23 protein-coding genes and 1 tRNA gene are annotated in these 26,251 nt (G+C 33.9%); 5 read left to right on the plus strand and 19 right to left on the minus strand.

What is annotated here, in order from left to right; all coding sequences use genetic code 4:
- Positions 1–37 precede the first annotated feature (37 nt).
- Positions 38–1,723 (minus strand): PTS transporter subunit EIIB, encoded by a 1,686-nt coding sequence (locus EFREU_RS01195; RefSeq protein WP_100609210.1) that lies wholly within the window; start codon positions 1,721–1,723, stop codon positions 38–40.
- Positions 1,707–3,089, minus strand: a complete 1,383-nt coding sequence (locus EFREU_RS01200; protein ID WP_100609211.1) for a glycoside hydrolase family 1 protein — start codon at positions 3,087–3,089, stop codon at positions 1,707–1,709. Before EFREU_RS01200 ends, EFREU_RS01195 begins: the two co-directional genes overlap by 17 nt.
- A 115-nt stretch (positions 3,090–3,204) precedes the next feature.
- On the opposite strand from EFREU_RS01200, the gene EFREU_RS01205 reads away from it, so the two are divergent.
- The gene (locus tag EFREU_RS01205; protein WP_100609212.1) at positions 3,205–3,969 is read left to right on the plus strand and encodes a MurR/RpiR family transcriptional regulator; all 765 of its coding nucleotides are present in this window, start codon (positions 3,205–3,207) and stop codon (positions 3,967–3,969) included.
- Between the two features lie 21 nt (positions 3,970–3,990).
- Here EFREU_RS01205 and EFREU_RS01210 read toward each other — a convergent pair whose 3' ends face one another.
- On the minus strand, positions 3,991–4,740 hold the full coding sequence (locus EFREU_RS01210; RefSeq protein WP_100609213.1) for a hypothetical protein: 750 nt from the start codon (positions 4,738–4,740) through the stop codon (positions 3,991–3,993).
- A gap of 68 nt (positions 4,741–4,808) precedes the next feature.
- On the opposite strand from EFREU_RS01210, the gene EFREU_RS01215 reads away from it, so the two are divergent.
- Both EFREU_RS01215 and EFREU_RS01220 read left to right on the plus strand, forming a co-directional pair.
- A tRNA-Leu gene (locus EFREU_RS01215) sits at positions 4,809–4,893 on the plus strand.
- Between the two features lie 100 nt (positions 4,894–4,993).
- Entirely contained in the window at positions 4,994–5,413 is a 420-nt protein-coding gene (locus EFREU_RS01220; protein ID WP_100609214.1) for a hypothetical protein, read from the plus strand.
- A gap of 15 nt (positions 5,414–5,428) precedes the next feature.
- On the opposite strand, the gene EFREU_RS01225 is transcribed toward EFREU_RS01220, so the two are convergent.
- From EFREU_RS01225 to EFREU_RS01265, 9 genes are all read right to left on the minus strand, one after another.
- Positions 5,429–6,049 (minus strand): thiamine diphosphokinase, encoded by a 621-nt coding sequence (locus EFREU_RS01225; protein ID WP_198507963.1) that lies wholly within the window; start codon positions 6,047–6,049, stop codon positions 5,429–5,431.
- Positions 6,042–6,713 carry a ribulose-phosphate 3-epimerase gene (locus EFREU_RS01230; protein WP_100609216.1) on the minus strand — a complete coding sequence of 224 codons (672 nt, stop codon included), beginning with the start codon at positions 6,711–6,713 and terminating at the stop codon, positions 6,042–6,044. The genes EFREU_RS01225 and EFREU_RS01230 overlap by 8 nt, the downstream gene beginning before the upstream one ends.
- A complete protein-coding gene (gene rsgA, locus EFREU_RS01235) occupies positions 6,695–7,615 on the minus strand; it encodes a ribosome small subunit-dependent GTPase A (RefSeq protein ID WP_198507964.1) in 921 nt (306 codons plus the stop codon). Before rsgA ends, EFREU_RS01230 begins: the two co-directional genes overlap by 19 nt.
- 15 nt (positions 7,616–7,630) lie before the next feature.
- Positions 7,631–8,764 (minus strand): serine/threonine-protein kinase, encoded by a 1,134-nt coding sequence (locus EFREU_RS01240; protein WP_100609217.1) that lies wholly within the window; start codon positions 8,762–8,764, stop codon positions 7,631–7,633.
- A complete protein-coding gene (locus tag EFREU_RS01245; protein ID WP_157844559.1) occupies positions 8,764–9,513 on the minus strand; it encodes a PP2C family protein-serine/threonine phosphatase in 750 nt (249 codons plus the stop codon). The genes EFREU_RS01240 and EFREU_RS01245 overlap by 1 nt, the downstream gene beginning before the upstream one ends.
- A 42-nt stretch (positions 9,514–9,555) precedes the next feature.
- Positions 9,556–11,136, minus strand: a complete 1,581-nt coding sequence (locus EFREU_RS01250; protein WP_100609219.1) for a hypothetical protein — start codon at positions 11,134–11,136, stop codon at positions 9,556–9,558.
- Positions 11,137–11,189: 53 nt separating this feature from the next.
- A complete protein-coding gene (gene rsmB, locus EFREU_RS01255; RefSeq protein WP_100609220.1) occupies positions 11,190–12,503 on the minus strand; it encodes a 16S rRNA (cytosine(967)-C(5))-methyltransferase RsmB in 1,314 nt (437 codons plus the stop codon).
- Positions 12,504–12,526: 23 nt separating this feature from the next.
- Complete coding sequence (gmk, locus tag EFREU_RS01260; RefSeq protein WP_408608279.1) at positions 12,527–13,396, minus strand: guanylate kinase; 870 nt, start codon at positions 13,394–13,396, stop codon at positions 12,527–12,529.
- Positions 13,397–13,464: 68 nt separating this feature from the next.
- On the minus strand, positions 13,465–14,073 hold the full coding sequence (locus EFREU_RS01265) for an RsmD family RNA methyltransferase (RefSeq protein ID WP_100609222.1): 609 nt from the start codon (positions 14,071–14,073) through the stop codon (positions 13,465–13,467).
- 138 nt (positions 14,074–14,211) lie between these two features.
- Here EFREU_RS01265 and def point away from each other — a divergent pair, with 138 nt between their 5' ends.
- Entirely contained in the window at positions 14,212–14,829 is a 618-nt protein-coding gene (gene def / locus EFREU_RS01270; protein WP_100609223.1) for a peptide deformylase, read from the plus strand.
- Between the two features lie 202 nt (positions 14,830–15,031).
- Positions 15,032–17,119: a ribonuclease J gene (locus EFREU_RS01275; RefSeq protein ID WP_100609224.1), complete on the plus strand. Its 2,088-nt coding sequence runs from the start codon at positions 15,032–15,034 to the stop codon at positions 17,117–17,119.
- A 45-nt stretch (positions 17,120–17,164) separates the two neighbouring features.
- Here the strand turns inward: EFREU_RS01275 and EFREU_RS01280 are convergent, their stop codons facing one another.
- The 7 genes from EFREU_RS01280 to EFREU_RS01310 all read right to left on the minus strand — a co-directional run bounded on the left by EFREU_RS01280 (position 17,165) and on the right by EFREU_RS01310 (position 26,160).
- A complete protein-coding gene (locus tag EFREU_RS01280; protein ID WP_100609225.1) occupies positions 17,165–18,163 on the minus strand; it encodes an NAD(P)-dependent oxidoreductase in 999 nt (332 codons plus the stop codon).
- Between the two features lie 63 nt (positions 18,164–18,226).
- A complete protein-coding gene (locus EFREU_RS01285; RefSeq protein WP_100609226.1) occupies positions 18,227–19,063 on the minus strand; it encodes a hypothetical protein in 837 nt (278 codons plus the stop codon).
- A 23-nt stretch (positions 19,064–19,086) separates the two neighbouring features.
- Positions 19,087–20,853 carry an ABC transporter ATP-binding protein gene (locus EFREU_RS01290; RefSeq protein ID WP_100609227.1) on the minus strand — a complete coding sequence of 589 codons (1,767 nt, stop codon included), beginning with the start codon at positions 20,851–20,853 and terminating at the stop codon, positions 19,087–19,089.
- 105 nt (positions 20,854–20,958) lie between these two features.
- On the minus strand, positions 20,959–21,327 hold the full coding sequence (locus tag EFREU_RS01295; RefSeq protein WP_100609228.1) for a hypothetical protein: 369 nt from the start codon (positions 21,325–21,327) through the stop codon (positions 20,959–20,961).
- Between the two features lie 118 nt (positions 21,328–21,445).
- Positions 21,446–23,536 carry a PTS fructose transporter subunit IIABC gene (locus EFREU_RS01300; protein ID WP_100609229.1) on the minus strand — a complete coding sequence of 697 codons (2,091 nt, stop codon included), beginning with the start codon at positions 23,534–23,536 and terminating at the stop codon, positions 21,446–21,448.
- 35 nt (positions 23,537–23,571) lie between these two features.
- Positions 23,572–24,012 (minus strand): lipoprotein, encoded by a 441-nt coding sequence (locus EFREU_RS01305; RefSeq protein ID WP_100609230.1) that lies wholly within the window; start codon positions 24,010–24,012, stop codon positions 23,572–23,574.
- Between the two features lie 39 nt (positions 24,013–24,051).
- Positions 24,052–26,160, minus strand: coding sequence for a PTS fructose transporter subunit IIABC (locus EFREU_RS01310; RefSeq protein ID WP_100609231.1), 2,109 nt, complete (start codon positions 26,158–26,160; stop codon positions 24,052–24,054).
- Positions 26,161–26,251 lie beyond the last annotated feature (91 nt).

The following is a 26,251-nucleotide window of genomic DNA, read 5'->3' on the forward strand; positions in this document are numbered from 1 at the left end:
TTTTAATAAAAACCGTCCTTCTAAGGACGGTTTTTATTTATTTCAAAGTTTTCTTTTTTTCCAAATTATTATTTTTTTCAATTAATAATTTTTGGTTTCATTCTAATTTTGTAAACTTTTTGAGTTCTTCAATATCTTCACCAAAGTCTTCTAATAAAATATTTCGTGATCTATTTCAAAAGTATTTGGTTTTACCTAAGATAAAAGTAGTTGAGAAGGCGACAGATATAGATAATAGTATTGATAGTGTTCCTCATAGGTAACCACCCCCAATTCAAGTAATAACGCCTGTTTTGAGTGGGGCTATATGTTGAAACATTAAAATACCGAAAATAGATGAGGCCCCTTGCAAAGCAAAAGTATTTGAAGCTACAAATAAAAGTGACCCAGAAAAGACGCCTATCGAACAACCAATTAAAGGAAATAGGTGTTTTAAATTGACGGTATATAATGAGGGCTCGGTAATTCCTCCAATAATGGCAGAAATGCCGTTTGATACTCCAACATTTTTCAAATTACGAATACGACGATGAACGCAAACAAAGGCAATTGTTGAAACACCTTGTGTAATATTGGAAATTGTAATGAGTCCTTGCAAATTAGTGCCGCCGTAAGCAGCTTGCCCTTGCAAAATGATTGGTGTCAATGAGTGGTGTAAACCAGTAATTACTAAAGGACCATATAAAGCGCCCACTATAGGCATGGCAATATATTTGGCTACGTAGTGTGTTGATAATCAATTAATTCCAATTGATAAATAATTGGTGAAGAGCATACCAATTGGTGCCATAATGAAAAGTCCGAATAGATAACCACCGCCAATAATTACTATAGGAGAAATAATCATTTTGGCAGTTGAATTCTTGATACGATCGCAAGATCGCTCAATTAAAACACCAACACTTAGGACGATGATAATAGGAATTATTAAGCCATTATAATTAATTTTAAATGGATAGGTAATTCCCTTTCCAAACAATGTCCAACCAGGGTAAACGCTTATAATAGATTCACCATCAGGAACCTTGACATCACCCATATTTATGAGACCTGGTGCGGTTAAAACTATGGCAATTATTAAGCCATAAATCACGTTGCCACCCATAGCTTTAAAGACTGTATAGCCCAAAACGATTGTGATAAATAATGTAAAGCTACCAGTTAAAATTCCTAATATCTCCGCGAATTCACCAAAAAAATGAGAAGTTGCCGCTAAACTTGTTTTGGGACCATTTCAGTCAACCGTTAATAATGACCAAATAGTTAGGAGCAGTCCATAACCAATCATAGGGATAACTATTGGTGAAAAAACCTTGCCAATAAAGGAAAGAAAGGCTGTAAGGTGATGGCCACCTTTGCGATGTGCTTTTTTCATTGCGGCGATTTCGCTACTTTGTTTGACAAGAAAATCGGTTTGTTTAGCATTAAGGTGACTGCGATTTTTACCATCCTCTTCGAAACCGTTTATTTTGCAAAAATCTTTATAGAAAGATTGAACATCTGTACCAATAATTACTTGGAACTCACCAGTAGCGATTGATTTACTAACGCCCATAAGTTGGTTATCTTTTTTAATTTTTTCTTCATTTATAATTGTTCAATCTTTTAAATGAAAACGCATTCGAGTCATGCAATGAGTGAAATACTCAATGTTGTTATATCCTCCAAGAGATTCAAAAAGTTCTTTAACCGATTCCTTATATTTACTAGTGGGTGTTTTCATCGTGAACCTCTTTGTTTTTAATTAGTTCTTGATACCAAAAAGCTGATTTTTTAAATCGTCGACTCATATCAGTCAAATCGACCTCAATAAAACCGTAACGATTTTTAAAAGCATTACGAAAACTCCAACAATCTAAGGCGGCTCACATATGATATCCAAAACAATTCGAGCCTTGATTCATTACTTCTTTAATAATTTGTAAATGATTAGTTAAAAATTTGATTCGATAATCATCTTGAATTAAACCTGATTGATCTCGATAACTTTCTTCATTTTCTACCCCAATCCCGTTTTCCGCAATGTATCATGGAATATTGTGAAACTCATTTTTGATAGTCATTCCAATATCATAAAGAGCTTCAGGATAGATTTCTCAACCTCGAAAAGGATTCACGTTAGCTGTCTTAGGGATTTCTGCTACCACTTCTTCCAACCCCCACCTTGCCGACTTTATGTTATCTACTTGGCGCACACGAGTCGGAAAGTAATAATTTATTCCAAGAAAATCTATTTTAGTATCCTTGATAATTGCAATTTCTTCGGTGCTATATGGTGGTAATAAGTTGTATTCTTTTAAAGATTCAATTAGAAGACTGCTAATTTTGCCATTAAACATGATATCTAAGGGTCCTCGGTTCACATATGCATCATGGAGTTGAGCGGCTTTTAAATCTTGCGGTTTATTTGACAATGGATATGTATAATTTCAGTTATAAACAACCCCAATTGGTTTTTTTAATTTCAGTTTACGATACAATTTAATGACTTTTGAATGAGCTAAAAAAATACCATAAGCCTGTTTGATAGCTTCTTGCGGATTTCAAATTCCAGGATAATGACGTTTTCCTAAGTAGCCTTCAAATACCGGAACGAGAGGCTCATTGAAGGTGACAAAACAATCCACTTCATCATGGAATTCTTTGAAGACAAATTCTGCATATTTAACAAACTTGTTAATTACTTTTCTTGAGGATCAACCGCCTTCTTGATAGGCTCAAAGCGGCATATCAAAATGAAATAATGTCATATAGAGTTTGATATGATTTTTTTTATATTCACGAATATAATCGTGGTAAAAAATAACTGCTTCTTCATTGAGTGTTTCTCCATCGGGAAACAATCTAGCTCAAGCAAAACCTGTTCGTAATGAATCAAAACCGATGGTTTTAAACATCGCTATATCTTCTTTATAATATGTTGTTATATCACAAGTTAATTGAGGACCAACTTGATTAAAAAATAACTCTGGACTTTTATCAAAAAAGGCATCAAAAGTATTTAGACCAGTTTTGGTACAGCCGTGCCCTTCGGTTTGTAAAGCGCTAATTGAAGCTCCAAATTCAAAATTTTTCGGAAATTTAAGCATATTCTACCTCCACGATTATTATTAGAAACTATTCGCTTCATTGGAAGTAGAATATGATGTGTATGAAGTAGTTCGCAAAAACGAAAGTAAAATAACAACATGGAGTAATGGTCAGATGTTTCAATCAATAAAAGAAAAATTAACATTTATTAGTAATAATCTAGAAAATCCAACTTATGCCGAAATCGCTAATTATCTTCTAAATTGCCTTGAAAAAAAACAAACCCCCACGTCAAAAAAATGTGCCGATCAAGTGCATTGTGCAGAATCAGTATTAACTGCTTTTGCCAAAAAATATGGTTATAATGGTTTTAAAGAATTAGTAATTCGGTTAAAGGTTGAATCGGAATATTATGATTTTTCGCAACGACATTCGATAAATCCTGACCAAAAAAACCATTTAAAAACAAACTATCGTCATCTTATTGATGAATCGCTGGATTTAATTGATCAACAAGTTTCCAAAATGACAAATTTAATTAATGACATTCATGAAAAAAACAAAATTTATGCAATAAGTTGTTATCAACAATTATTTAATACCGAATTATTTATTAGTGAACTTCAACTTTTGGGCTACGAAGCCTTCATTAATTTGCAACGAAAAACTAACGCCATTTGATTGCGTAATCTTACGGAAAATGATATTTGTTTAATTGTTGCTTTCGGTTTAGATAATCAATATGTTGTTAATTATTATCAGTTAGCTACGATGAAAACAAAAAATATTTATGTGTTTTGTTCACCATCTCAACGCCATAAATTTCCTGTTTACAAAGAAAAAATCATTGTCGATTATTCTAAAAGAAGTTCGATTTTAGAGACGACTCGGAGTACGTTGGTTAATTATTTGTTTAGTCAAATTGTTTATAATCTTTAGTATTATTTTATAGGTAAAGTTTTATTCAAAAGGCAAATTTAATTTATGACGGACAAAAATAATATTGTCGACACGATTTAATTTATGATTTTCAAAAATTTGTTCTGGTTTTAGAGGGGTAAAAAAGGCCATTAATTGTTCGGCATTTTGGTTTTCAAAAGTAGTTCAGTCATCGGCCACAGCAATAAATTTTTCCAAATTAATTAAGTCCAAAGTGTCGATACCAATTGATTGCTTCATTTTTTCATTAATTTCATACGTATCATAGAGACTTGGGTTTTGTTTAAGTATTTGGGCCAATAAGTATTGGTTATAGGTTTGTAATAATATTGATAAATTTTCTTCTGGAAAATTAGGGTTAATTTTTTGTCGATTATTAGTTCTTTTTCTTTTTAACTTTTCTACAATTCGTAATTTCTCTCAATCGGTTAAAGATTGCTCGGCTAATTCTTTTTCTAAATCTAATGTTTTAGCTGATCCATGAATTTTAATTTCATTTGCCACCAATTTATTTCGAAAACCCATTGCAAATAGAACTGCAGGTAAATTTAGTGTAAGACCAAAACTTAATTTCGTAAATTTATCAAGAACTCGTTTTTGGGTTTTAATAAAACTTCACCAAACCAAATTAAAGAAAGAAAGAACGACAACTGTTAAACAAATGTAATAAACTTTATTGCCAGTAAAATAAACTAAAATCCCGGTGACTGTGGTCCAAACACAAATTCATAAAATTAAAAAAACATAAACTAAAATCGCTCTTTTTTTCATTTTCTATCAATTCCTTAGGATTAATTCTAAACGTTTTTTGTATTTTTGTTGTAAAATATTATTAAGTTGCCCTCTTGGCGGAATTGGCAGACGCATCAGACTCAAAATCTGACGAGGAGACTCGTGTCGGTTCGACCCCGACAGAGGGCACCATTTTGTTAACAAATCCAGTTTTACCTGGATTTTTTTATTGAAAAATTGTTTTTCTGAAACAGTTTTTCAATAACTAAATATAATAAAAAAAGAGGTTTCGATGAATAAGTGAAAAATTACCAAAAACGAAGCTGGTGAAATCCATGTTCGTTTTGATCCGGAAGGTGGAACTATTGGTAGTCTTGAACATGCAATTACTTTGGCAAAAAAGATTGCTCAAGACGAAAAGACTTTATTAATAGTTCATGATGATGAAGAGGCAACTAAAACCGATTACACCAATTTTTTAACTATTGAGGAAGTTCAAGGTCGTCAAGAAAACGAAGTCAAATTAGCCAAAGCGGAATTAACAGTCGCTAGAGCTTTGCTTTGAAAGTATAAAAACGCTTATAAAGAAGCCAAAACAGAAGAACAAAGAGAATTAGCAAGAAAAGCTTATTTAGAGGCTAAAGAACGAGTTCGCAAAGAAAAAATTAATTTAAAAAATGCCAAAAAAAAATATGCTTCAGTAATCGATTAAACTAAAGCATATTTTTTATTTGCTCATTATACAAAGCAAATCATGATTCGTGTTAATTTTGGGGTTTAAATAAGGCACAAAAGCGTTTGACATACATTTAGTTTCGAAAGGATCTAACTGTAAATCTTTTGCGTTATATACCATATTATTAATAGTTATTTGACTTGGGCGATTACTTAGAAAAGAGACATAAGTATAACCTTGATAGCGGTCAAACGGAATTTCTGTTTGACCTTTTTTTACTAAAAACATAATTGTTTCATCATTAATAAAGGTCAAATCATATTGTCAAATTAAATTAAAAACACTTACGTTTTTATCATAACGTTTGGTAGCATTGGCGACAAAATAGATTTTTTCATAGCCCATCTGTTTAGCGTAGCAAACTGCTGCTTCACCATCAAAGCAATCTTTTTGTTCATCCAAAATAACAACCTTTTGGGCTTGATTCGTTATTTCTTCAAGTTCTTTGCTAGTGACTTTATCAAAATCGCCAATGGCTAAACCAAGTGGCAATTTTTTTTCAATAATATCCAAAGCCCCGCGTTCTACACCAATTAGAAAAAAACCTTGTTTAACGAAGGATTCATAATTAATTTTTGTCTTCGCAGTGATAACAATCGCCTTTTTAGTCATTAATTACCTCAAGTGTTGGGCCTATTCCGTTCGGATTTGCAAACAAATAACTACCAATGACAACCTTGTCAACTCCCTCATTATTGACAATTGTTAAGGTATCCTTGTTAATACCGCCATCCACAGATACTGTATATTTTCAATTGTGATTTTTCGCTAAAGTTTTTAATTCACCAATTTTTTTAGCGCTATCATCTAAAAAAGCTTGTCCTCCAAAACCAGGGTTTACCGTCATTACCAAAACATTATCAACCATGCCTAAATAAGGCTCTAAAGCAACTATAGGGGTCTGGGGTTTGATAGCTAAAGAGGCTTCAATTTTGTTTTGGTGACAAAGTTTAATAAATTCGAGAGTTTCTGTCGGGTTCATGGCTTCAAGGTGCATTGTCATCATTGTAGGTTTTAACTTAATAAAATCCTCAAAGAAAGCACTAAATGGCTTTGTTTTTACTTTAACCATAAAGTGAATATCGGTCTTAAAATCATATTTCTTTAAAATATCGCCAAGAATTTTCGCTCCGAACGTTAGGTTAGGTACAAAATCATAATCCATTACATCATAATGAATTCACTTGATTCCGTTTTCTTTGAGTGTTTTCAAATCTTGATTAAGTGTTAAAAAATTTGCATTCAAAATGCTAGGCATTATTTCAGGTTTTTTCATCCTAGTCGACCTCGTTTTTGTTTCATTTCTTCTATCATTTTACAGTAATCTTCATAAATAAATTGGGCACCCTTAAGGGAGTTTGGTGAGTTAAGGAATATACACCCGCTTTCGTAAAGGTGGGAACAATTGTTAAATTTGCATTGGTTTAAATAAGGTTTAAAAATTCTTAAGTTATAAAAAAGATCTTCCGGAGTAATGTCTTCTAAACTAAATGAGGCAAAACCAGGTGTGTCGGCAATTAAAATGTTTGGAGTTAATGGGTAAAGCTGAATAGTGGTTGTTGTATGTTTCCCTCGGTTTAAAGATTTTGAAATTTCTTGCGTTCTGATTTGCTTTTCAACAGTTAAAAAATGGTTTAATGTTGTCGACTTGCCTGCTCCTGTTTGGCCAACGAAGACAGAAATTTTGTTCATTAAGATTTTTTCTAATTTTTCAAACTCATTTTTCATTGGTTCTCGATTATTTATTTTGAGCACCTTGTATCCTAATTTTTCGTATGTTCGGACTTTTTTAGCGATTTCGAAATCTTTTGCTGAGTTTGTTAATAGATCGGTTTTCGTAAAAATCAAAATCGGATCAATTCCTTTGACCTCTAACATTGCTAGGTATTTATTAAGTAAATATGAATTAAAGTCGGGTTCTTTCAGGGAGGTGACAATAATTACTTGGTCAACATTAGTCAAACGGGGTTTTGTTAGGGTATTAATTTGAGGTTCAAAACTGACAATGATTGCACTCTTTTCAGCTTCATCTAAAATTTCTAGATTGACTTTATCTCCCACCAAAGGTTGGTGAAAGCGCATCAAAGATTTTTTAATTTCTGCGCGATAGACTTGTTGTCCTAATAAAACGTCACTTTGGTGACTGTCAATTTTTAAAATAATGCCGTTTTGCTTCACGTTTTTCTTATCCTCTTAGCTCAGTAATATACTTAATAATAATGTTAGAACGAGTAATCCGATTAATATAAAAAATATTAATGTATGACGAAAATTAAAAATTTTAAAAAACCGTTCAAATTGATATTTTTTGGTCCTTTTTAGCGTTTTCCGAATTTTTAAATGACTGATTTCTTGGTTAATCTCTTCCATCTTTGGTTGAGGACTAGCCAAAACTTGATGGAGGTCACTTTGAAATTCAGCAAAGGTTTGATAACGATATTTTAAATCTTTTGCAAGACATTTCATAATTAAATTATCTAAAGCAACTGGGAGGTTTGGATTAAACACTTTTGGATGAGTGATTGGTTCTTTCAAATGTTGATTGAGAATGAATGTATAACGCTCTTTATCAGTTTTAAAATCTTTAAAAATAGCATAAGGGGTGACTCCTGTCGCTAGCTCATAAAGCATAATGCCCACAGAATAAATATCGGATTGGAAGTAAAATTCATTATTGGTTAAATATTGTTCAGGAGCAGCATATTTTGGCGTTCCTTCAAAACCACTTACGTGACTTTTATCAATATTTGTTTTTAATTTTGAAATACCAAAATCGGAAATTTTCACCACTTCTTCATCATTAATTAAAATGTTTTGTGGCTTTAAATCGCGGTGAATTATACCCACATCATGAATTCCTTGCATACCTTTGGCAATAGCGTCAAAATAATAAATAATTTCTTGGTTAGTTAAAATGTTACCAAAATGACGAAATTTGTTTTGGAAGTTTGTTGCTCCAGTAGCTAAATCAATGACCATATAAAAAAGTTTTCGCGAACGATCAAAATCACGTAGTCCAATGACATTTTTATTGAAAATTAGTCGGGCAAAAGCTTCACGTTCCATATCTAAATGTTTTTCTTGTCGTGCAAAATCTTCTTGTTGCACCTTAATAATTTTCAAAGCAACAAGTTTTTGGTTATCAAGTGTATCAATAGCTTGATAAACTTCGGCATGAGCCCCTTGACCAATTTTTTTTAGTATTTTATACCGCTCGGCAAAAAGAAAACCATTGTTAAAAAATGGTTTTTCTTTTTTGGTTTCTTTATCTATGGGTTTATCAATAACGTTTTCACCCGGTAATCCTTTATTTAGAGTTGCTGTCATTATTTGACCTCAACCACAAGAACCGATAAATTATCAGTTGAAAGGTTGGCTTTCGCCATATTAACAAGTTTTTTAACTCGATTCTTTAAATTTTTGCCATTTTTTAGGACATCATAAAAATCATCATGTTCTAAATAATCATGAACACCATCGGTGGTTAGAACATAGGTTCCAGATACCTTATTTAAAACGTGGGTTTCGATTCTTAAGGATTTGTTTGGTCCCAAGGCCGATGTCAAAATTTTTCAATAAGTGAAATCATGGGAATGATGCTTTTGAATCTTTGCTCGGTCTTGAGGTGCTGTGGAATTTCAAAGATTTTGATCAGTAGTAATTTGACGTAAATTACCATCAACGTATTTATAAACACGTGAATCTCCGATATTTACAACGTAAGCTTTATCATGCTCATGAAGAATGAGCATAGCCGCCAGAGTTGTTCCCATATCTCAAGTTTCGGGATGAATTTGGGCATGTTTTTGCATTTCCTTAATTGTTTTTAAAACGGTTGATTTTAATCAACTTAAAACTTCTTCCTCTGTGGAACCGTCAAAATTATAGTTTTTAAAAAGTTTTAGAAAAGTATGGGCTGCTAATTCAGAGGCTACCTCACCATGAGGGTGGCCTCCCATCCCATCACAAATTATGCCAATGAAATCTCCATTGCGCTTTCTTGTGTAATCAATATGATCCTGATTTGATTTCCGATAGTTACCGATATCACTCATAGTCGCAACTCTAATTCGCATTGGAAAAACCATCCTTTGTTCTTTAATTTTATCATTCTCTAATTATGAGGGGTCGCGGGAAGCGTTTTTTCTTCTCTTTAAGACAATAATAAGCCCCAAACCAATTAATAGGACAATAATTGGTAAAACTAATCATCACCAACCAAAACCTATTTTTGTAGGCTTAATCTGGGTATCATCACCTTTGCTTTCTTTTTCGTTACTTTCAATTTTAATGTGGTAAATAAGTTGTCCCTCAAGGAAAGGGTTGCTTTCATTCCCTTTAATTACAACTTGTTGTAGACCCACTTGCGGCTTTTCTGAAGCCCATTCAAAAGTGAAATCTTGCCAATCGTAACTTGCTAATTCAGTATTAGAAGCTTGCCAATTTTGAAATAGAGCTTCATTGAGCCGTTCCCAACCATTCTCGTTTGGACTTAAAACCCAAACTTTAAGTTTGGGTGGTTTTAACGAAGCTAACTTCAAAATTTTCCGTTCGATGTTAATTACGACCAAGCCGGTTACTTTTTCTTGACCCTTCTTTGCCTCAATGATTAATTTGTTGTTTTCTTGTTTAAAAAGGCAATTTTTTTCCCATATTTTTTTGTAAGGTTCATAAAGTTGTCAAAAAATATCTCACGGATTTTCATCTTTACTATAAGTAATTGTTTGTCGAGAATCAATTAAATCTGGCAAATTGAACTTTTGATTAATTTCCAAATCAAGTTTTAGTGAAGGTAAATAATAAGCCAAAACTTTAAGAGCGGGATTCTTTTGAAAAGTCAGTTCGAGTCGCAAACGAATTAAGCCATCTTCGCCAATGGTTTGCAATAATTTTTTTTGTTGCGGTGTAAATATTGGTCATGAAAAATAATCACTAAAATGATACTCATTATAAAGTACGCTTTCACGAATTATTGTTTGTAAATGAGCATCATATTCCTCATCTCATTGGTGAGAAAATGGCAAATCCATTATCAAAGTTAGTTGCTTCAAGGCTTTGAAAAGTGGGGGTAGATAATGTCTAATCTCAAGGTTATTAATCAAGATTTGGACGTACTTCAAACCATTTCCACTAAAACTTAAATTATGAGCTAAGGAATTATAAGGTTGAATATTGCTTTGAATCACATGCTTGCCAATTAAATTATTTTTTTCTAAACTAAAAGTTATTTCATGTCAAAAAATTGTTGGCTGGTTTTTATATCTTACAACCCAATGAAGTTCTGGACTTTTAACAACTAAATGACCCTGAAAATTAGTTAAATCAATCGTCATTGGTAAGTTTTTAACTTCTAAATTACCTTTAGGAGTTTCTCAAAAAAGACTGAAGTTAAAGCGTAATTCTGATTGATAAAAATTACTTTTAGCAAGACTGACATCTTCGGCTGGCAGTTCCCAGTTAGTTGTGTGATTATAATGTTCACGAAAAAGTAGAACAAAAACCGAGGGCAGTTTTGGATAGGTTGGTGAATCTTTTTGGTAATCAATTACGTTAATAAAAGGTTTGCTAAAATATTCATCCTCAAATTGGTATTCTGAGTTGGCAATCGCTAAGAATTGGTTCTTGGCAATTGGATAATTTAAGTTAAATATCGGAGTTAGACAAGAAAACAAACTAAATAAAAAATATCAAAATTTCATTTTCCTCCTATAGATGGTTCGGAAAATTTCCTTTTGATAGTTAATAATTATTTTTATTTTTTCTGTAGTTTAGCAATATAAAAGCCGTCAGTTTTATTTTCAAAACCAAAAATTTGTTCTTCCTTTAAAAGTTTTCAATCTTGATGTTTTTGTAAAAAATGAGCAATTTGTTTTTGGTTTTCATCGGGATTCAAAGTACAAGTGGAATAGACTAACTGACCACCAGATTTTAGGTGTTTAGCTGCTTGATCTAACAATTGGGCTTGTGTATTTGTTAAGTCTGAAAGTGTTTTGAAATCAAAATTTAGTTTAATTTCAGGTTTCCTTTTCAAAACACCCAAACCAGAGCAAGGCGCATCTAACAAAATGGCGTCAAAATTTGCTAATGGTGGTTCACAAAGCGCATCCTGTTGTTTTAACTGAACATTTTTGACACCCAATCGTTTTAAGTTTTTTTCGATAAAAGGAATTTTTTGGGGATTGATTTCAGTTGCAAGAATTAGCCCTTGATTTTTCATTAAAGCAGCTAGATGAGTTAGCTTACCGCCAGGAGCAGCACACATATCCCAAATTTTAAGATCGCTAGATAGGTTGTCAGCTAATAAGGTTTTGGCCACTAAAATGGAAGCTTGATCTTGAATGGTTAGAAAACCTTGATTTAATAATGTTTGAATTGCTTTTGGGTTGGTAGTTCAAAAACTTTCGTCGGTGAGACCTTGATAAACTTCTTCTGGATTTAAGCCAAGATTACTAAAAATATCTTGAGACGGACACTTCAAGGTATTTAAACGAAAACTATAGCGTGGTTTGTTTAAACTATCGGCCATGATTTTTTCTGCAATCTCCTGCCCAAAATCATTTTTAAGTTTTGTATAAAGTATTTGCGGAAAGGCATATTTCAAAGCGAAATAGCAACTAGTGGGTTTTTCCTTAGCAAGGGTTTCTAGAGAATGGAAACCTTCTCTTCTTAGAGCGTTTTGTAATGAACCGTTCACCAATTTGGCATAGGGGGGAAACTGGTCTTTGGCAATTTCAACTGCTTCATTGACCACGGCGTAATTAGGCACCCGGTCCATAAAATAAAATTGGTAAAGACTCATTCATAGTAAAACTTGTACTGACAACGGAGTTCTTTGCGGGTGAACTAATTGTCGAGTTAAAAAGTCAAGGTAAGGTTGTCATGTCAAAGTACCATGAACAAGCTGGAAAACAAAATTTTTGTCACGATCTGTCAATGTTTTATGATTTTGCACCCAACGATTTAGCAAAACATGTGACTGACCATGATTTGTAAAGACTTTTGTTAAAATTTGTCAAACTTCAAGGCGCATCGAATTTTGAAGCTTTTCATTTTTCTTCTTTGTCATGAATTTTATCAACCCCCTAGTTTTTATTCATCATATTTTTGGGCAATACTAAAGAAATTGATTTTAAACATTAAACGTTGTACTTCCTTGCGGACATAGCTTTTATCATGAAGGTCTTGGAAATTACCGTGCGCAAGATTACGGTGGTACAAACGATTAGTCAAAGTTGACACTAACTTTTCTTCGGCATCAAAATTTTTATAATCTGCTTTAGTAATCAAACCGCTATCCTTTAGATTCTTAATGTTGGCCGCTCAGTTTTTAACAAAGAAACCATAATCCTCATGGACAATTTCGTACATCATTTTTTTTAATTTGTCGTAAACGGTAGTTTTGTCATAAGGGGCTGCTTTTTCTTTTCGTAAAATGTCGGTAATTTTTGCCACTGCGTTTTGCACCGTATCATTTTCAACGACATATTGGTAATTATGTTTTAACGGTACTTCTAACATTGCTTTATCAAGTCTTTTTTTAATTACTTCCGGAGATTCTGATTGACGTCCTTGAAGGCGACTAGCCAAATCCTTTAATGTTGGAGGCATTAAAAAAATTGATAACACATTTTTTTCTGTATTGATTGCCTGTGTAGCGCCATCAACTTCAATTTCTAAAATGACATTATTACCCTTAGCCATTTCAGCTTCAACATATTGACGGGGAGTTCCGTAATAATTACCAACAAATTGTGCTCACTCGATTAATTCTTTTTTTTCGATAGCTTCACGGAAACGTTCCGGAGTAACAAAGAAATAATCTAAACCTTCTTTTTCACCATTCCGAGGTTGACGTGTAGTCATGGAAACGGAGTATTTTAAATGTAGATCAGGATGAGTACGTAAGATATTATTGATGCTTCCCTTTCCAACCCCACTTGGTCCTGAAATAATAACCATCCTTGGCTGATAATCTTTTTTACTTTCGTGGTTATTTTTTTGACTTGCTTCTGAATGGGTGGCCATTATTATTGTTCTCCTTTTATTGGTTTTAGCGATATGTTTGTTTGAAGTTGGTCTTCCCGTCTTCAAAGGTAGAAATGTTTGTTTTTGAAATCTTTATAACGTAAAAGTGTCAGCCCAGTTTGTTCAATTTTAGCAATGTCCAAAGGCACGGGCGATTCTGTCACAATTATTCCCCAAGGATTTAATAATCCATCCTTGAGGACATTAGCGAAAAAGATTTCATAGTAACTACTTTCGGCAAAAGGAGGGTCAAAATAAATTAAATCAACACTAATTCCTTGGCGTTTCATAAGTTGCATTACCATTTTGTAATCAAGATTCCAAAGTTGATAACTTGTAGAGTCAATGTCACGCAAATTGGTCTTGATAACATCTAAGGCTGGTAGAAAATGATCATTGATATAAGCCTTTTGAATGCCACGACTTAAACCTTCAATACTCAAGGCTCCTGAACCACCAAATAAATCAAGCGAAGTTTTCTTGGTAAAAATGAAGTAATTGTTCAAAATGTTAAAGATATCTTCTTTGACACGAGCACTTGTAGGACGAGTATTGCTACCAGGTAAAGTCTTTAGTTTTCGGCCTTTATATTTCCCGGCAATTACAATCATTTTTTGCTCCTTAACTAATTCTATTAGTTTAAATTATACTCTAAGAAATGGCAATAATCATGAGCATTTCTCACGGTCAAATCGTAATCTTAAAACTATCTAGAATATAATGTATAATTCTAAAAGTAAGAGGTAAAAATGAGTTGAGAAACAGATAAAAAATTAATGCAAGAAGAGGTGCCAACCAATCGTTGACTTGTCAAAGATACAAATACCACTATTATTCGGGCACAAAGTGTTGATGTTTCTGATCCTCAAAATCTCACTTTAGAAGAAAAAAATACAATTAGTCGACTAATTGATTTTGTTCGTTATTCTCAAGATGCGGACTTAAATAATGAGGCGAATGATGACTATCTTCGTCCAGCAGTTGGTCTAGCGGCTCCTCAAATTGGTATCAATAAAAATATGTTTTTTGTGCGTTTCGAACATCTTCAAGATGATCAAGAAGTGGCGGAAGAATTTGCCATGATTAATGCGAAGATTGTGTCTCGCTCTACACAAATAGCCGCTTTAGAAGGCGGCGAGGGTTGCTTAAGCGTTGATGAAGACCAAACTGGTCTTGTTCCTCGCCATTACAAAATTGTAGTAGAAGGTTACGATTTTTTAACCCAAAATAAAATCTGTTTAACACTTCGTGGTTATTTGGCAATTGTTTTTCAACATGAACTTGATCACAATTGCGGTCGTCTTTATTACGATCACATTGACCGAAATTCTCCAATGGTTGCTAAAGAAGATTGATTTTTGATTTAGGTCGGGCCTCTCGCTCTTATTTTTGGTCGATTCTAGTGTAAAATATTAATGACAACATTTACCTGGATTGCGATAATAACTAAAAAAATTACAATAAACGAGATGAAAAAATAATTTCAAATCCTAATCACTTTTTTTCTAAAAGCTCGTGTTAGTCCGCTTAGAAGAGCGTTCGTTTTCTTTATGCTGTAAGAGGAGTACTATGCAAAATTTCAAATCTAATTTACCAAAAAATATTACCGCTGAAACTGAAGCAAAAACTGAAATTTCGAAATCATCATCTTTACCAAATGATTCGGAAGACACTGATGCAAAACCGTTTGTTTTTAAACAAAAAGCAGTTAATCGTCATTATGAACCAACCACCCAACCCACAAAAGTTTTTGCATTAGGTGGTTTGGAAGAAATTGGAAAAAACACTTATGTGGTTGAATATGGTAATGAAATCATTATTATCGATGCGGGGGTAAAGTTTCCTGATGCTTCCTTATTAGGGGTAAGTGCAGTTATTCCTGATTATTCTTATTTAAAAGAAAACCAACATAAAATTAAGGCTTTATTTATTACTCATGGACATGAAGACCATATTGGAGGAATCCAGTATTTGGTTAAGGATGTCCATATTCCGGTGATCTATGCTCCAGAATTAGGAGCTGCATTAATTCGCGACCGTTTGAAAGAAGCGAAATTACAAGATAAAACAGTGGTAAAAGACTATAAAGCTGACGACCGTTGACGCTCGTCAAATTTAAAGGTCAGTTTTGCAGCTTTAAACCATTCAATTCCTGATGCCTTTGGAATTTTGATTGAAACACCTAATGGAAACATTTTTACAACAGGGGATTATAAATTTGACTGAACGCCTTTAGGACATTATACGGAAATTAATAAATTAGCAGCCATTGGTGATGCAGGAGTAGAATTGCTTTTAGCCGATTCTACCAATGCTGAAGTTGAAGGTTATACTCCGGGTGAAAAAGGAATTATCGATAATATCGATAAATTATTTCTTAAAGCACCAGGAAGAATTTTTATTACTACTTTTGCCTCTAATGTTCACCGAATTCAGTACATTATTGAAGCGGCCCATAAAAATGGTCGGAAAATCGTTATTTTAGGTCGTTCAATTGAACGAATTATCAAAATTATTCGTCAAATGGGCCACTTAAAAATTAGTGAAAAGGAATTCATCAAGCCTATCGATGTCCAAAAATATAAACCAAATGAAGTAATTGTTTTAACTACTGGTTCTCAGGGAGAACCGATGGCCGCTCTTTCACGAATTGCCAATAATCGTCATCCACAAATTAATATTCAACCAACTGATACAGTAATTTTCTCTTCATCACCAATTCCTGGAAATAAAGCTGATGTGGAGAATTTAGTTAATCGTTTGACTAGAGTGGGTGCGAAAGTGATTGAAAATTCGCCGCAACACAAAATCCATACTTCTGGTCATGCGAGCCAAGAAGAACAAAAGTTATTGTTTACTCTATTACGCCCCAATTATTTTTTACCAATGCATGGTGAATTTAGAATGTTAAAAAAACACATCGAAACTGGCGAAAGTGTTAACTTAGAAAAAGGTCATGGCTTCTTATTGGCAAATGGTGACCAACTTGAATTACTTGGCGGTAAAGCGAAGGTTGGTAAACGTGTTGAAGCCGAAGCTGTTTATATTGATGGCAAGGATGCAACCGCTCAAGCTTCAAATGTTATTCGTGAACGTGATATTTTAAGTCGCGATGGGTTAATGGCAGTTGTTGTTTCAATCGATTCACAAACGAACAAACTATTAAGTGCCCCTAAAATTATTTCACGAGGTAGTTTCTATGTTCGCGAATCAGCTAACATTATTGCCGAGTCAATTAACATTGTAACTAATACAGTTTTGGAAATTTTGAATTCGCCAAAACCTACTTTCGGAGCAATTAAACAAGGAATTAAATCTTCACTATCGCCATATATTTTTAATACGAAACGTCGTAATCCCTTGATTATTCCGGTTATTTTAAACAAAAAGAGCGATGTCTCAAATGATACTCAAAACCGCAATAATAATGGCAATACTAGCAATAATGGCAATAACGGTAACAATAACAATAATAATGATCGTTCTACAAACAGTTCAACAAATAATAAACCAACTTCTAGTGCTACTAGAACCAAAGGTACTAGTGGAGAAGGAAAAGCTAATAACTCAGCCAAAAGCACGAGTTCTAACAAGAACCAAACTACTACCAAAAAGTCTAAGGACACTCTAACCAGTAAACCTTTGGCAATTAGATAACAAAAAACACTGACGAACGTCAGTGTTTTTTGTTAAACAATTTAATTAGTTAATTTTGTTTTCACAACTATTAGTTTTAATTAATTGGTCCAAGTTTTTGAATGAAGTTTCAGCCATATTTTTAATAGCTTCATCAGTAAAGTAAGCTACGTGGGGTGAAACTAGTGTTTTTGGGTAAAGACTGATTAGTTCTTCAATCACCTTCAAGTTTTCAGGGAACTTGTTATTAAAATTATTATTAATAATTTCTGCTTCATTAGGGAAGACATCAGTAGCATATCCTCCTAAGTGATCGGCTTTTAGTGAAGCGATTACTGCTGGTAATGAAACTAATTCAGCACGTGAACTGTTAACAAGAATTGCTCCCTTTTTCATGTTTTTAATGACATCGGCATTGATGATATCATCATTTTTACCTTTGAAGTAAGGCATGTGAATTGAAATCAAATCACTTTGGCTAATAACATTATCAAAAGTGGTGTAATCCAAGATTTGTTTTGCTGCTTCGTTTTCATATGGGTCATAAGCAATCACTTTTGAACCCATTCCTTTTCACATTTTAGCAGTTTCAAAACCAATTTTCCCAGTTCCTAAAATACCAATAGTTGAATTTTTTGCTTCTTTAGCAAACATTTGACTATCGATTTTAAAGTTTCCTTTTTTAGTTTGGTCGTAGATATAAGGAATTTTACGTAATAAACTTAATCCTCCTGCAAAAGCTAACGAAGCGATCGCAGTTGGTGAGTATTGAGGAACACGACAAATTGTGTAACCCAATTTTGTAGCTTCATCCAAATCAATGTGGTTAAATCCAGCGGTTCTTGTCACGATGTATTTAACACCAAGTGATTTAATTTTTTGTAGAACTTCTTTGCTTGCATCACAGTTGACAAAGAGAACTAAGGCATCATAACCTTTAACATCTTCAACATTTTTTTTATTTAGCAATTCTTTAGTAAAGTGTAGATCGAAATTATACCCTTTATTTGCTTCTTCAAAAATTGGTATTTCTGCTTCTTGCATACCATAACATAGTACTTTCATTAATATCCTCCGATTTTTAAGTATCAGATTTATTTTAACATTTTTCTAAATAAGCATTGGAGGTTAATAAATGAATATGACGGGTAGATTATAATTTATGTATTTTTGTTGGTCATAAAGTGGTTTACCAGCAATAATTTGTTCATTAAAGACATAAAGTTGGTAAAAATAATTACCTTTTCAAATATCTTGACGAATGTGGAACCGCGATCCACTGAGCAGAAAAAGGGTTTGTGTCCGTTTTTCGGAAACCAATAATTTGGATGGACTATAAGCGGCAATGTTAATTTCATCTAAACTTTCAAAGATGATTTGCTTTTTGAAAATTACTTGTCGTTTATTATTAAGATAAACTTCATGTTCACCAACCCGACAAATTTTTTTAATATCTTCTGGGAAAACTTGATAATTATGAGCATCTTGAATTTGTAAGGTACGTTTATCAACGATATTTTTTCCCATCAAATGGTGATTTAAAAAACCGAGCAAAACTATATCTTGGTAAATTAAACGGGCATTATAGAAAACGCCTCCCTTGTCACCTTCTTGAATTAAGGATATTAATAATTGGTTTTTGATAAAGTTCATATTATAAAGATAGCCATTGAATAAGCGATAAAATGTTAAGCCCGATTTATTAGCTTTAAGTGGGCTAGAAATTAGTTGATGGGGATGTTGAAAAAAATCACTTTGAAAATCAGATTTTTGGTTCAATAAAAACGTTTTTAGTTCTTCGAAGGGCAATGTATTTAGAGTTGAAACGGGATGAACGAGATCGGCATCAGTAAAGTAGATTAAATCATCAAACATTCAAAAATTAGTAATCCAAGCACTTTCTAAAAAACTTAGACTACGCAAAGCCGGTAAAGTTTTTTGATTTTTTCGTTTTCAACCAAACATTTTGAATCTCCTTATTCTTGACTCTAACTAAATCCGGCGTCTCAAAGCGACTTAAAGGTTCCGGGCTGGCCAATTAATTCATCAAAAGTACCACTTTGGATGATACCCTCTCCATCAGCGCCTAACACATAAATATGATTCACTTTTTTAATTGTCGATAGACGGTGAGCAATAATAATGGTAGTTTTTTTCTCCATTAATTTATCAAGTTCCTTTTGAATCTCCTTTTCCACAATATTATCTAAAGAAGAAGTGGCTTCATCCAAAATTAATAAATCAGGATTTTTCAAAATAATCCGAGCGATAATCAGCCGTTGTTTTTGTCCTCCAGACAATAATAGACCTCTTTCACCTAAAATGGTATGGTATCCATTCGGTCAACTTTCAATAAGGTGATGAATATTAGCTTTCTTGCAAGCCTCAATTACATCACGTTTTCGAGAATTAAAAGTTCCATAACGCACATTGTCATAAACGTCCCCATAAATGATTTGTGGCTCTTGTTCAACATAACCAACAAATCTTAAATAAGACGATAAATCGTAATTACGTAGGTCCTGATTGTTAATGATGACTTGACCATCAGTTGGATCATAAAAACGGAGTAAAAGTTTCGAAATAGTTGTCTTACCACTTCCGGTTTCGCCAACAAAAGCATAGGATTTGCCCTTTTCAAAAATTAACGAAGTTTTTGGAATCACTAGCCGATTAGGATTTTCAGGATAACGAAAGGCAATACTATTCATTTCAATAGTATTGATTCCTCCACGCAAACGCTTTCCTTTCCCATAATTATCGGTTAATAAGGGGTCACCCTGTAAGATGACTTGAATTCGTTCTGTGGAAGCACTGGCACGAGCTAAGCCAGGAATAATTCCTGATATTTGTCATAAAGGTCTCGTTAAGGCTGTTAAACCTGAAACAATTGGAATCACATTAGCCATCAATTTGACAACATTATGTTGATGCATTCCATAAACTAGAGTAGCGACTGAAATAACAACCAATGAAACAATAACGTCGGAAACGGTTAATACCGTAATTAACGAGGCGCCAGTTTTAGCCACAGGTTTATAAGCTTGAACATAAGGCTCATGGATACTATTAATGCGGTTTTCTTCATAAATTCTTGTTCCTGAAGACTTGACTAATTTTATCGCCCCAATTTTATCAGTAATATCCCCATTAATATGGGTCATGATAGTTCGTGTTTTAAGAATATGTTTGCGGTAACTTTTCACGATTAAAACTAGTGAAAAGGCCATTGAGTAAATTAAAACCGTAGCCACCCCAGCTAATAAAGGATCGATTAAAAAAAGTGAAATTGTACCAAAAATAAGAACAAGCGGGGCTTGAATAATGGAAGAAAGTAAGCCATTAATCTCTGCTCCAATGACACCGGTATCATTAATAATTTTGGTCATTAATTCCCCAATTTTCTTATTAGAATAATAAGAAATATCTTGGTTTAATAGGCGACTAACCATTTGGTTTCGTAAGCCAACCTCGATATAGGCTCCAATGATATTGCCTAAATAATCCTTCATAAATGTGCCAAAGCCAAGGATGATTAGCACCCCAAAAGTAACTAAAAGTCAACCCCATCACACCATACCATAATTATGTCCTTGATTAGGATCATAGTCATAGATGGCTTGTTTGATGACAATATTTGTCAAGAAAGAAATTGAGGCAATAAAAATGGCATTTGAAATAATGAAATATATCAAAAACCCAAATTGAATTGGGTACTTTTTACTGTAAGTTAACAATAATTTAAAGAAATTCATGCGCTTACCTTCATCAAGATAAGTATAAAATATTCCACTTTCCGAAAGTTTAAGTAGCGTTTTTTTCTTATAATTAATTGTTAGCCAGGCTTTACAAAGCGATGGCTAATTTTTCGTTGTATCAATTACTGAGTTATCTTCAATTCAACTTTCGTCAAATTTCCAAGGTGTTTTGAGAACTCGTTTAATTTGTTTTCTTGAATCTAGACTGCGTCGGTTCGGAACACAATTCAAATGCACCGCAATATAATTATCTGGTTGTAAAAATGGTTTTTTAGCATTAATTAAATCAAGGGTTCAATTAAACCCATCATGGTTCATTAATAAATGCTCAGCTAAATTTTTTTGCAAATGATACTTACAAATATAACAAAGGCGAAACTCGGCCGCCTTTTTATTTACTAAGGTCGGTGTATTCTCCCAAGCCGCTTCAAAATCACTTGCCTGGAATTCAATTATTTTTTGTTGTTCCATAGCTTTCCTCATTTAGCTTTCTATTTCTCGCAAATAAAAAGACTACTTATTAATTAAGGAGTCTTTTTATTGTATATATAATTAAAATTCATTATGAAAGAAAATGCAAATTTAAGATTTAATTGTGAACAATTTCTGATTGTTTTGTTTGGTTTGCAATTTTAGTTTTGGTTTGGTTTTTTGTTAACTTTAATTTACCAAACTCAATTTTTTCACCGTTTTTTAAACTAAATAATAAGCGGAATAAAATGATATGTACAAAGGTTCCGGCAGCAATCGCTAACAAGAATAAAGGAATTCCTACATAACTACCACTAGTGGTGTCAACACCGCCAAAGATGGCAATAATAGGTCCTCCTCAAGCCCCAACATGTCCTCTCAATTTAAAGAGACCGGCCAACATTCCTGCGACACCACTTCCAACAATGTTTGGGATAATTACTGCTCAGGTATGTTTTGTGGCAAAAGGAATTGCCCCTTCACTAATACCCATAAAGCCTAAGATGGTTGTATTGATGGCCATGCCTTTGTCTTCATTTAATTTTTTTCGAAATAATAAGGAGGTAATTCCGCAACCTAATGGCGCTACACCAAAAGCTGCCGCCGCACAACCCATGGCAATTCCATTATCAATTGGAATCAAAGCAGTTGCTCCGAATGAGGAAATCTTGTTGATTGGACCACCCATATCAACTCCAGCTAGTAGGCCCAAGACGAGACCGACAAAGACCATTCCTACTCCACTAGCTTCCATTTTCATAATAGCAAAGTTAAAGTAACCTAAAGCCACACCGATTAAAGGTCCAAAAGTAAACATTCAGGCTAATCAAAAGATCAAAGTTAAAAAGACAGGGATAATTATGATTGGCATGATTGGTTGGATATATTTGTTAATTTTTCACTTTGTATTGATTCACTTAACTGTATAGCCAACAGCTAGTCCAAAGATGATGGCCCCCACAATATTTAGTGGTTGCATCAAAGCATTGATGCTTTCGAAATTACCAGTAATTGGATTATCAACCATGACATTTTTGAAATAACCTTGTCAAACTAATTTAGGGTTATTTCCAGCCATTGTTAAGATAAAGGCTGGGGCAATAGCTGAACGCCCAGCAACTGAATTGGCAATATAACCTCCAGCCACTCCCATCATAACGGTAAAACCGATACCGGCAAATTGGTTTAAAGTGGCTAAGAAATTATCGCCATTTAAATCAATTTTGGCAGCACTTCCAATTCCACTCACGATTGCTGAAATTAAACCAGCAAAGACAATGAAGGGAATCATATAGGAAATACCATTCATGATATGAGAAACTCATTTTTGTTTATCTTTGACAACAAAATTATCAAGATTTTTCGCTTCCCCAAGATTTTGTTCGATTTTAGCTTGTGCTAAGCCTTTTTGAAGTTCTTCAAGTGGTTTATTAACAACTGCTTTTGTACCAACTCGATAAATTTTTTTCCCAATAAAGCGGTCAGTTTCCACACCAATGTCTGTTGCCAAAATAACCATATCGGCTGCTTGGATTTGTTCATCGGTGAGGATAAACTCAGGACCTTTTTGCCCTTGGGCTTCAATATGTAGATCTCAATTTAACTCTTCAGCTGCCTTAAGCAAAGCTTCACGGGCCATATAAGTATGAGCTACCCCTGTAGCACAAGAAGTAATCCCTACAACTTTAGTAAGACGACTAAGTGAATTTTCCGATTGAGACTGATTATCGGTTTGGTGACTTAAATCGGCAGGTTGATTGATTAACGTCACAATTTCATCTACATCATGAGAAAACTTTAATTTTTCACAAATTTCTTTATCCAAAAGTTTGATAGCAATCCCACTTAAGGTATCTAGATGAATATCGGTTTGGTCAGTCGATTTGTTAGTTTCGTTAGTTCGATCAGGAATTAATAACAGAATTGCTTGAGAAACTTGATTAACGCCATCCCAAATGATCGGTTCCTGAAATCTCACAAAGAAAACTGCTGGCTCCAAAATGATTGGTGAGTGGGCATGAGGAATGGCAAAACCATTCTCAAAAGCTGTTGAAACTTCCGCCTCACGATTGTTAAATGCTACTACTAATTCTTGGCTATCTTGAACAATATTAGTTGCCAAAGCCATTTTGGCAACTTGAGCAAAGAGCTCATCCTTGTTTTTGATATCCAATTCCAAAAGAACCCGTTCTTTAGTTAATAGATTCATTTATTTAGGGGACCTTTCTGTGTCCTTATTATTTTTTATTCAAAGATTGCTAAATTAAAGGTAAATGTGACATTTTGAATTAAAACAGTGATTGGCACACTTTTTTCACCTTCACTAGGTTTAAATAAATCTTTAGATAATTCTTTATCTTCATCAACTATAAGTTTTCCATTTTTGATAATTTCTTGGTCGTTAATAGACAAAGTTTTTAAATCAGCAAAAGGAATATAAACTTCTGAATCTAATTTGTTATCTTGACAAAATTTTTGAATTTCTTGAATAACATATTTCTTGAAATCGAGTGGTTTTAAAGGAAGATCTTTACCCAAAATTTTCATTGTAGGTTTTACTTCTTCCATCAATTTAGCATATTTTTCCAATTCACTGGTTTTTATTTTAGTTTGGCAACTCACAACAACACTAGCTGTAGTGGCGACCAAACCTAAACTACCTAAAAGACTAAGTACTTTCTTCATCTTTTTTCTCCTTTTAGTTTATAGTTTCGCTTTCGCTTACTATGCTTGAGCGTTTGTTGCTTGTTTTTTATTTTTGAATAATTTTGCTTTTTTGTTTGGTAAAGCTTTGGCTTTTGCTTCATTTTCAGCAATTAATTCAAAACCAACCCCTTTACCTCTGCGGGCATCTAAGTTCATTCATAGTCCGTAAACTGATGTAGTAACAGCAACTCCACAAATAACAGCCAAGAAGTATCAAAGAGTCATTAATCCGTAAGGAACGGCTCCAAGAATAGCGACAATTGGTCCTCCATGAGCAGCAGCATCGGTTACTCCAAATGCTCCAGCAATTCCACCGGCTACTAATGATCCTGACACGTTTGCGATAATAGCACGACGTGGGTCACGAATGGCGAATGGAATTGCGCCTTCACTAATTCCGATTGTTCCCATAATTAGAGCAGCTACCCCTAGGTTACGTTCTTCTTCAGTAAAGAATTTTTTAAATAATAAAGTTGACAATCCCATAGCCATTGGAGCGACAGGAATGGCAGCAGCCATTGCTCCCATTGGTTGGTAAATATGATCAGTAACTAAAGCGGCACAAGTGACAAAGGCAATCTTGTTGATTGGACCACCCATATCAAAACCAGCCATTGCTCCTAAGACAGCACCCAAACCTAATCCAACTCAGATTCCGACATTTCCTTGGTAGGCTCTATTGATAGCGTGTGAGATTTTGTCCATGACAAAGCCAATTGGACCACCAATTGCGTAAATGAATAATAGTGAAATCCCAATTCCAGCCATCAAAGGAATGAAGAAAATTGGCATTGCTGGTGCTAGTGATCTTGGCACTTTTCAAGTGTTTACTCATTTAACAAAATAACCGACCAAAATTCCGGCAATTAGTGCTCCTACAAACCCTGTTGGTGTTTGGACAGCACTCATCCCAGGTAAAGGCATGAATTTTCCAGCATCGTTACCAATAAAGGCACCAACCATTGCTGGAGCAATTGCGGCACGACCAGCAATCGAGTTAGCAATAAACCCTGCCAAGATAGGAATCATCAAGGTAAAGGCTGAAGCTCCAATTAATTCTAGAACTGCTAATGGACCTCATGGCGATTTATAAATATCGTTACCATTAGCATCAATCCCGACAATTGGTCCTTTGGTTCCAGCTTCTGGACCCCAAATAGCTTTGGCTAGTCCTAAACTGAAGGCTAAACAGATTCCCCCCAAAACAATGACTGGAATCATGTATGAAATCCCTGCCAAAATATGTTGTAGTAAACCAGTTTTTGGTCCACTACTTGCTTTTTTACCTTTTGAATTATCAAATCCATTTGTCCCAAGATCTAAAATTGTTCCTTGTTCAATGGCGTTATTAATAATTTCGGTAGGGTTTTTAATCGCTTTTGCAACTCCGGTTTGGTAGAATTTCTTTCCCCCAAAACGATCTTTATCGACATTAACATCGGTTGCAAAAATAACTACATCGGCTGAAGCGATTTCTGCATCGGTAAAAGGAGTACCGACTCCTTTTGAACCATGAGTTTCCACGCGAATATTGTGGCCCATTTCTTTACCGACCTTCAAGAGTTTATCTTCGGCCATAAAAGTATGGGCAATTCCAACAGCACAAGCAGTAATGGCAAGAATATTTAACGACTTGCTAGTATTTGCTTGTTCTGAAACCTCATTTGTAGTTGCGTTTTTTTCTTTGTTTAAGGCTTGCAACACTTCCTCAACACTTTCGGTTTTGTTTAATGTGGTTTTGAATTCTTCATCCATTAACTTAACGGCCACATCACTTAAAATACTTAGGTGTTGATCCCCGTTGGGTCCTTCTGGCACTAGTAAAGCAATTAAAATTTGGGTTGGTTTCCCGTCCATTGAATTTCAATCAATTGCTTTTTTTAAACGTACAACAAAAACAGCAGCTTGCTTAACTTCCTTAATACGTGAGTGAGGAATGGCAAAACCATCCTCAAAGCCAGTTGAACCTTCGTTTTCACGGGCTTCAAAACCTTTAATTAAAGATTCTTTACTTGCGACAAGATTTAACGAATAAGCTTTTTCAGCAATAAATTCAAAAGCATCTTTTTGATCTTTTAAATCAACATCTAAGTAAATGTAATCTTTATTGAAAACTTGATTGTTCACTTTTATAATCCTCCAAACAAAATTTTATAAAAATATTCACGGAATGTATATTTAATTTTGAAAGAAATTTCGGAATATTTTCCAAATGAAA

It is taken from the genome of Entomoplasma freundtii, from assembly GCF_002804205.1.
GTDB classification, from domain to species: Bacteria; Bacillota_I; Bacilli_A; order Mycoplasmatales; family Mycoplasmataceae; genus Williamsoniiplasma; species Williamsoniiplasma freundtii.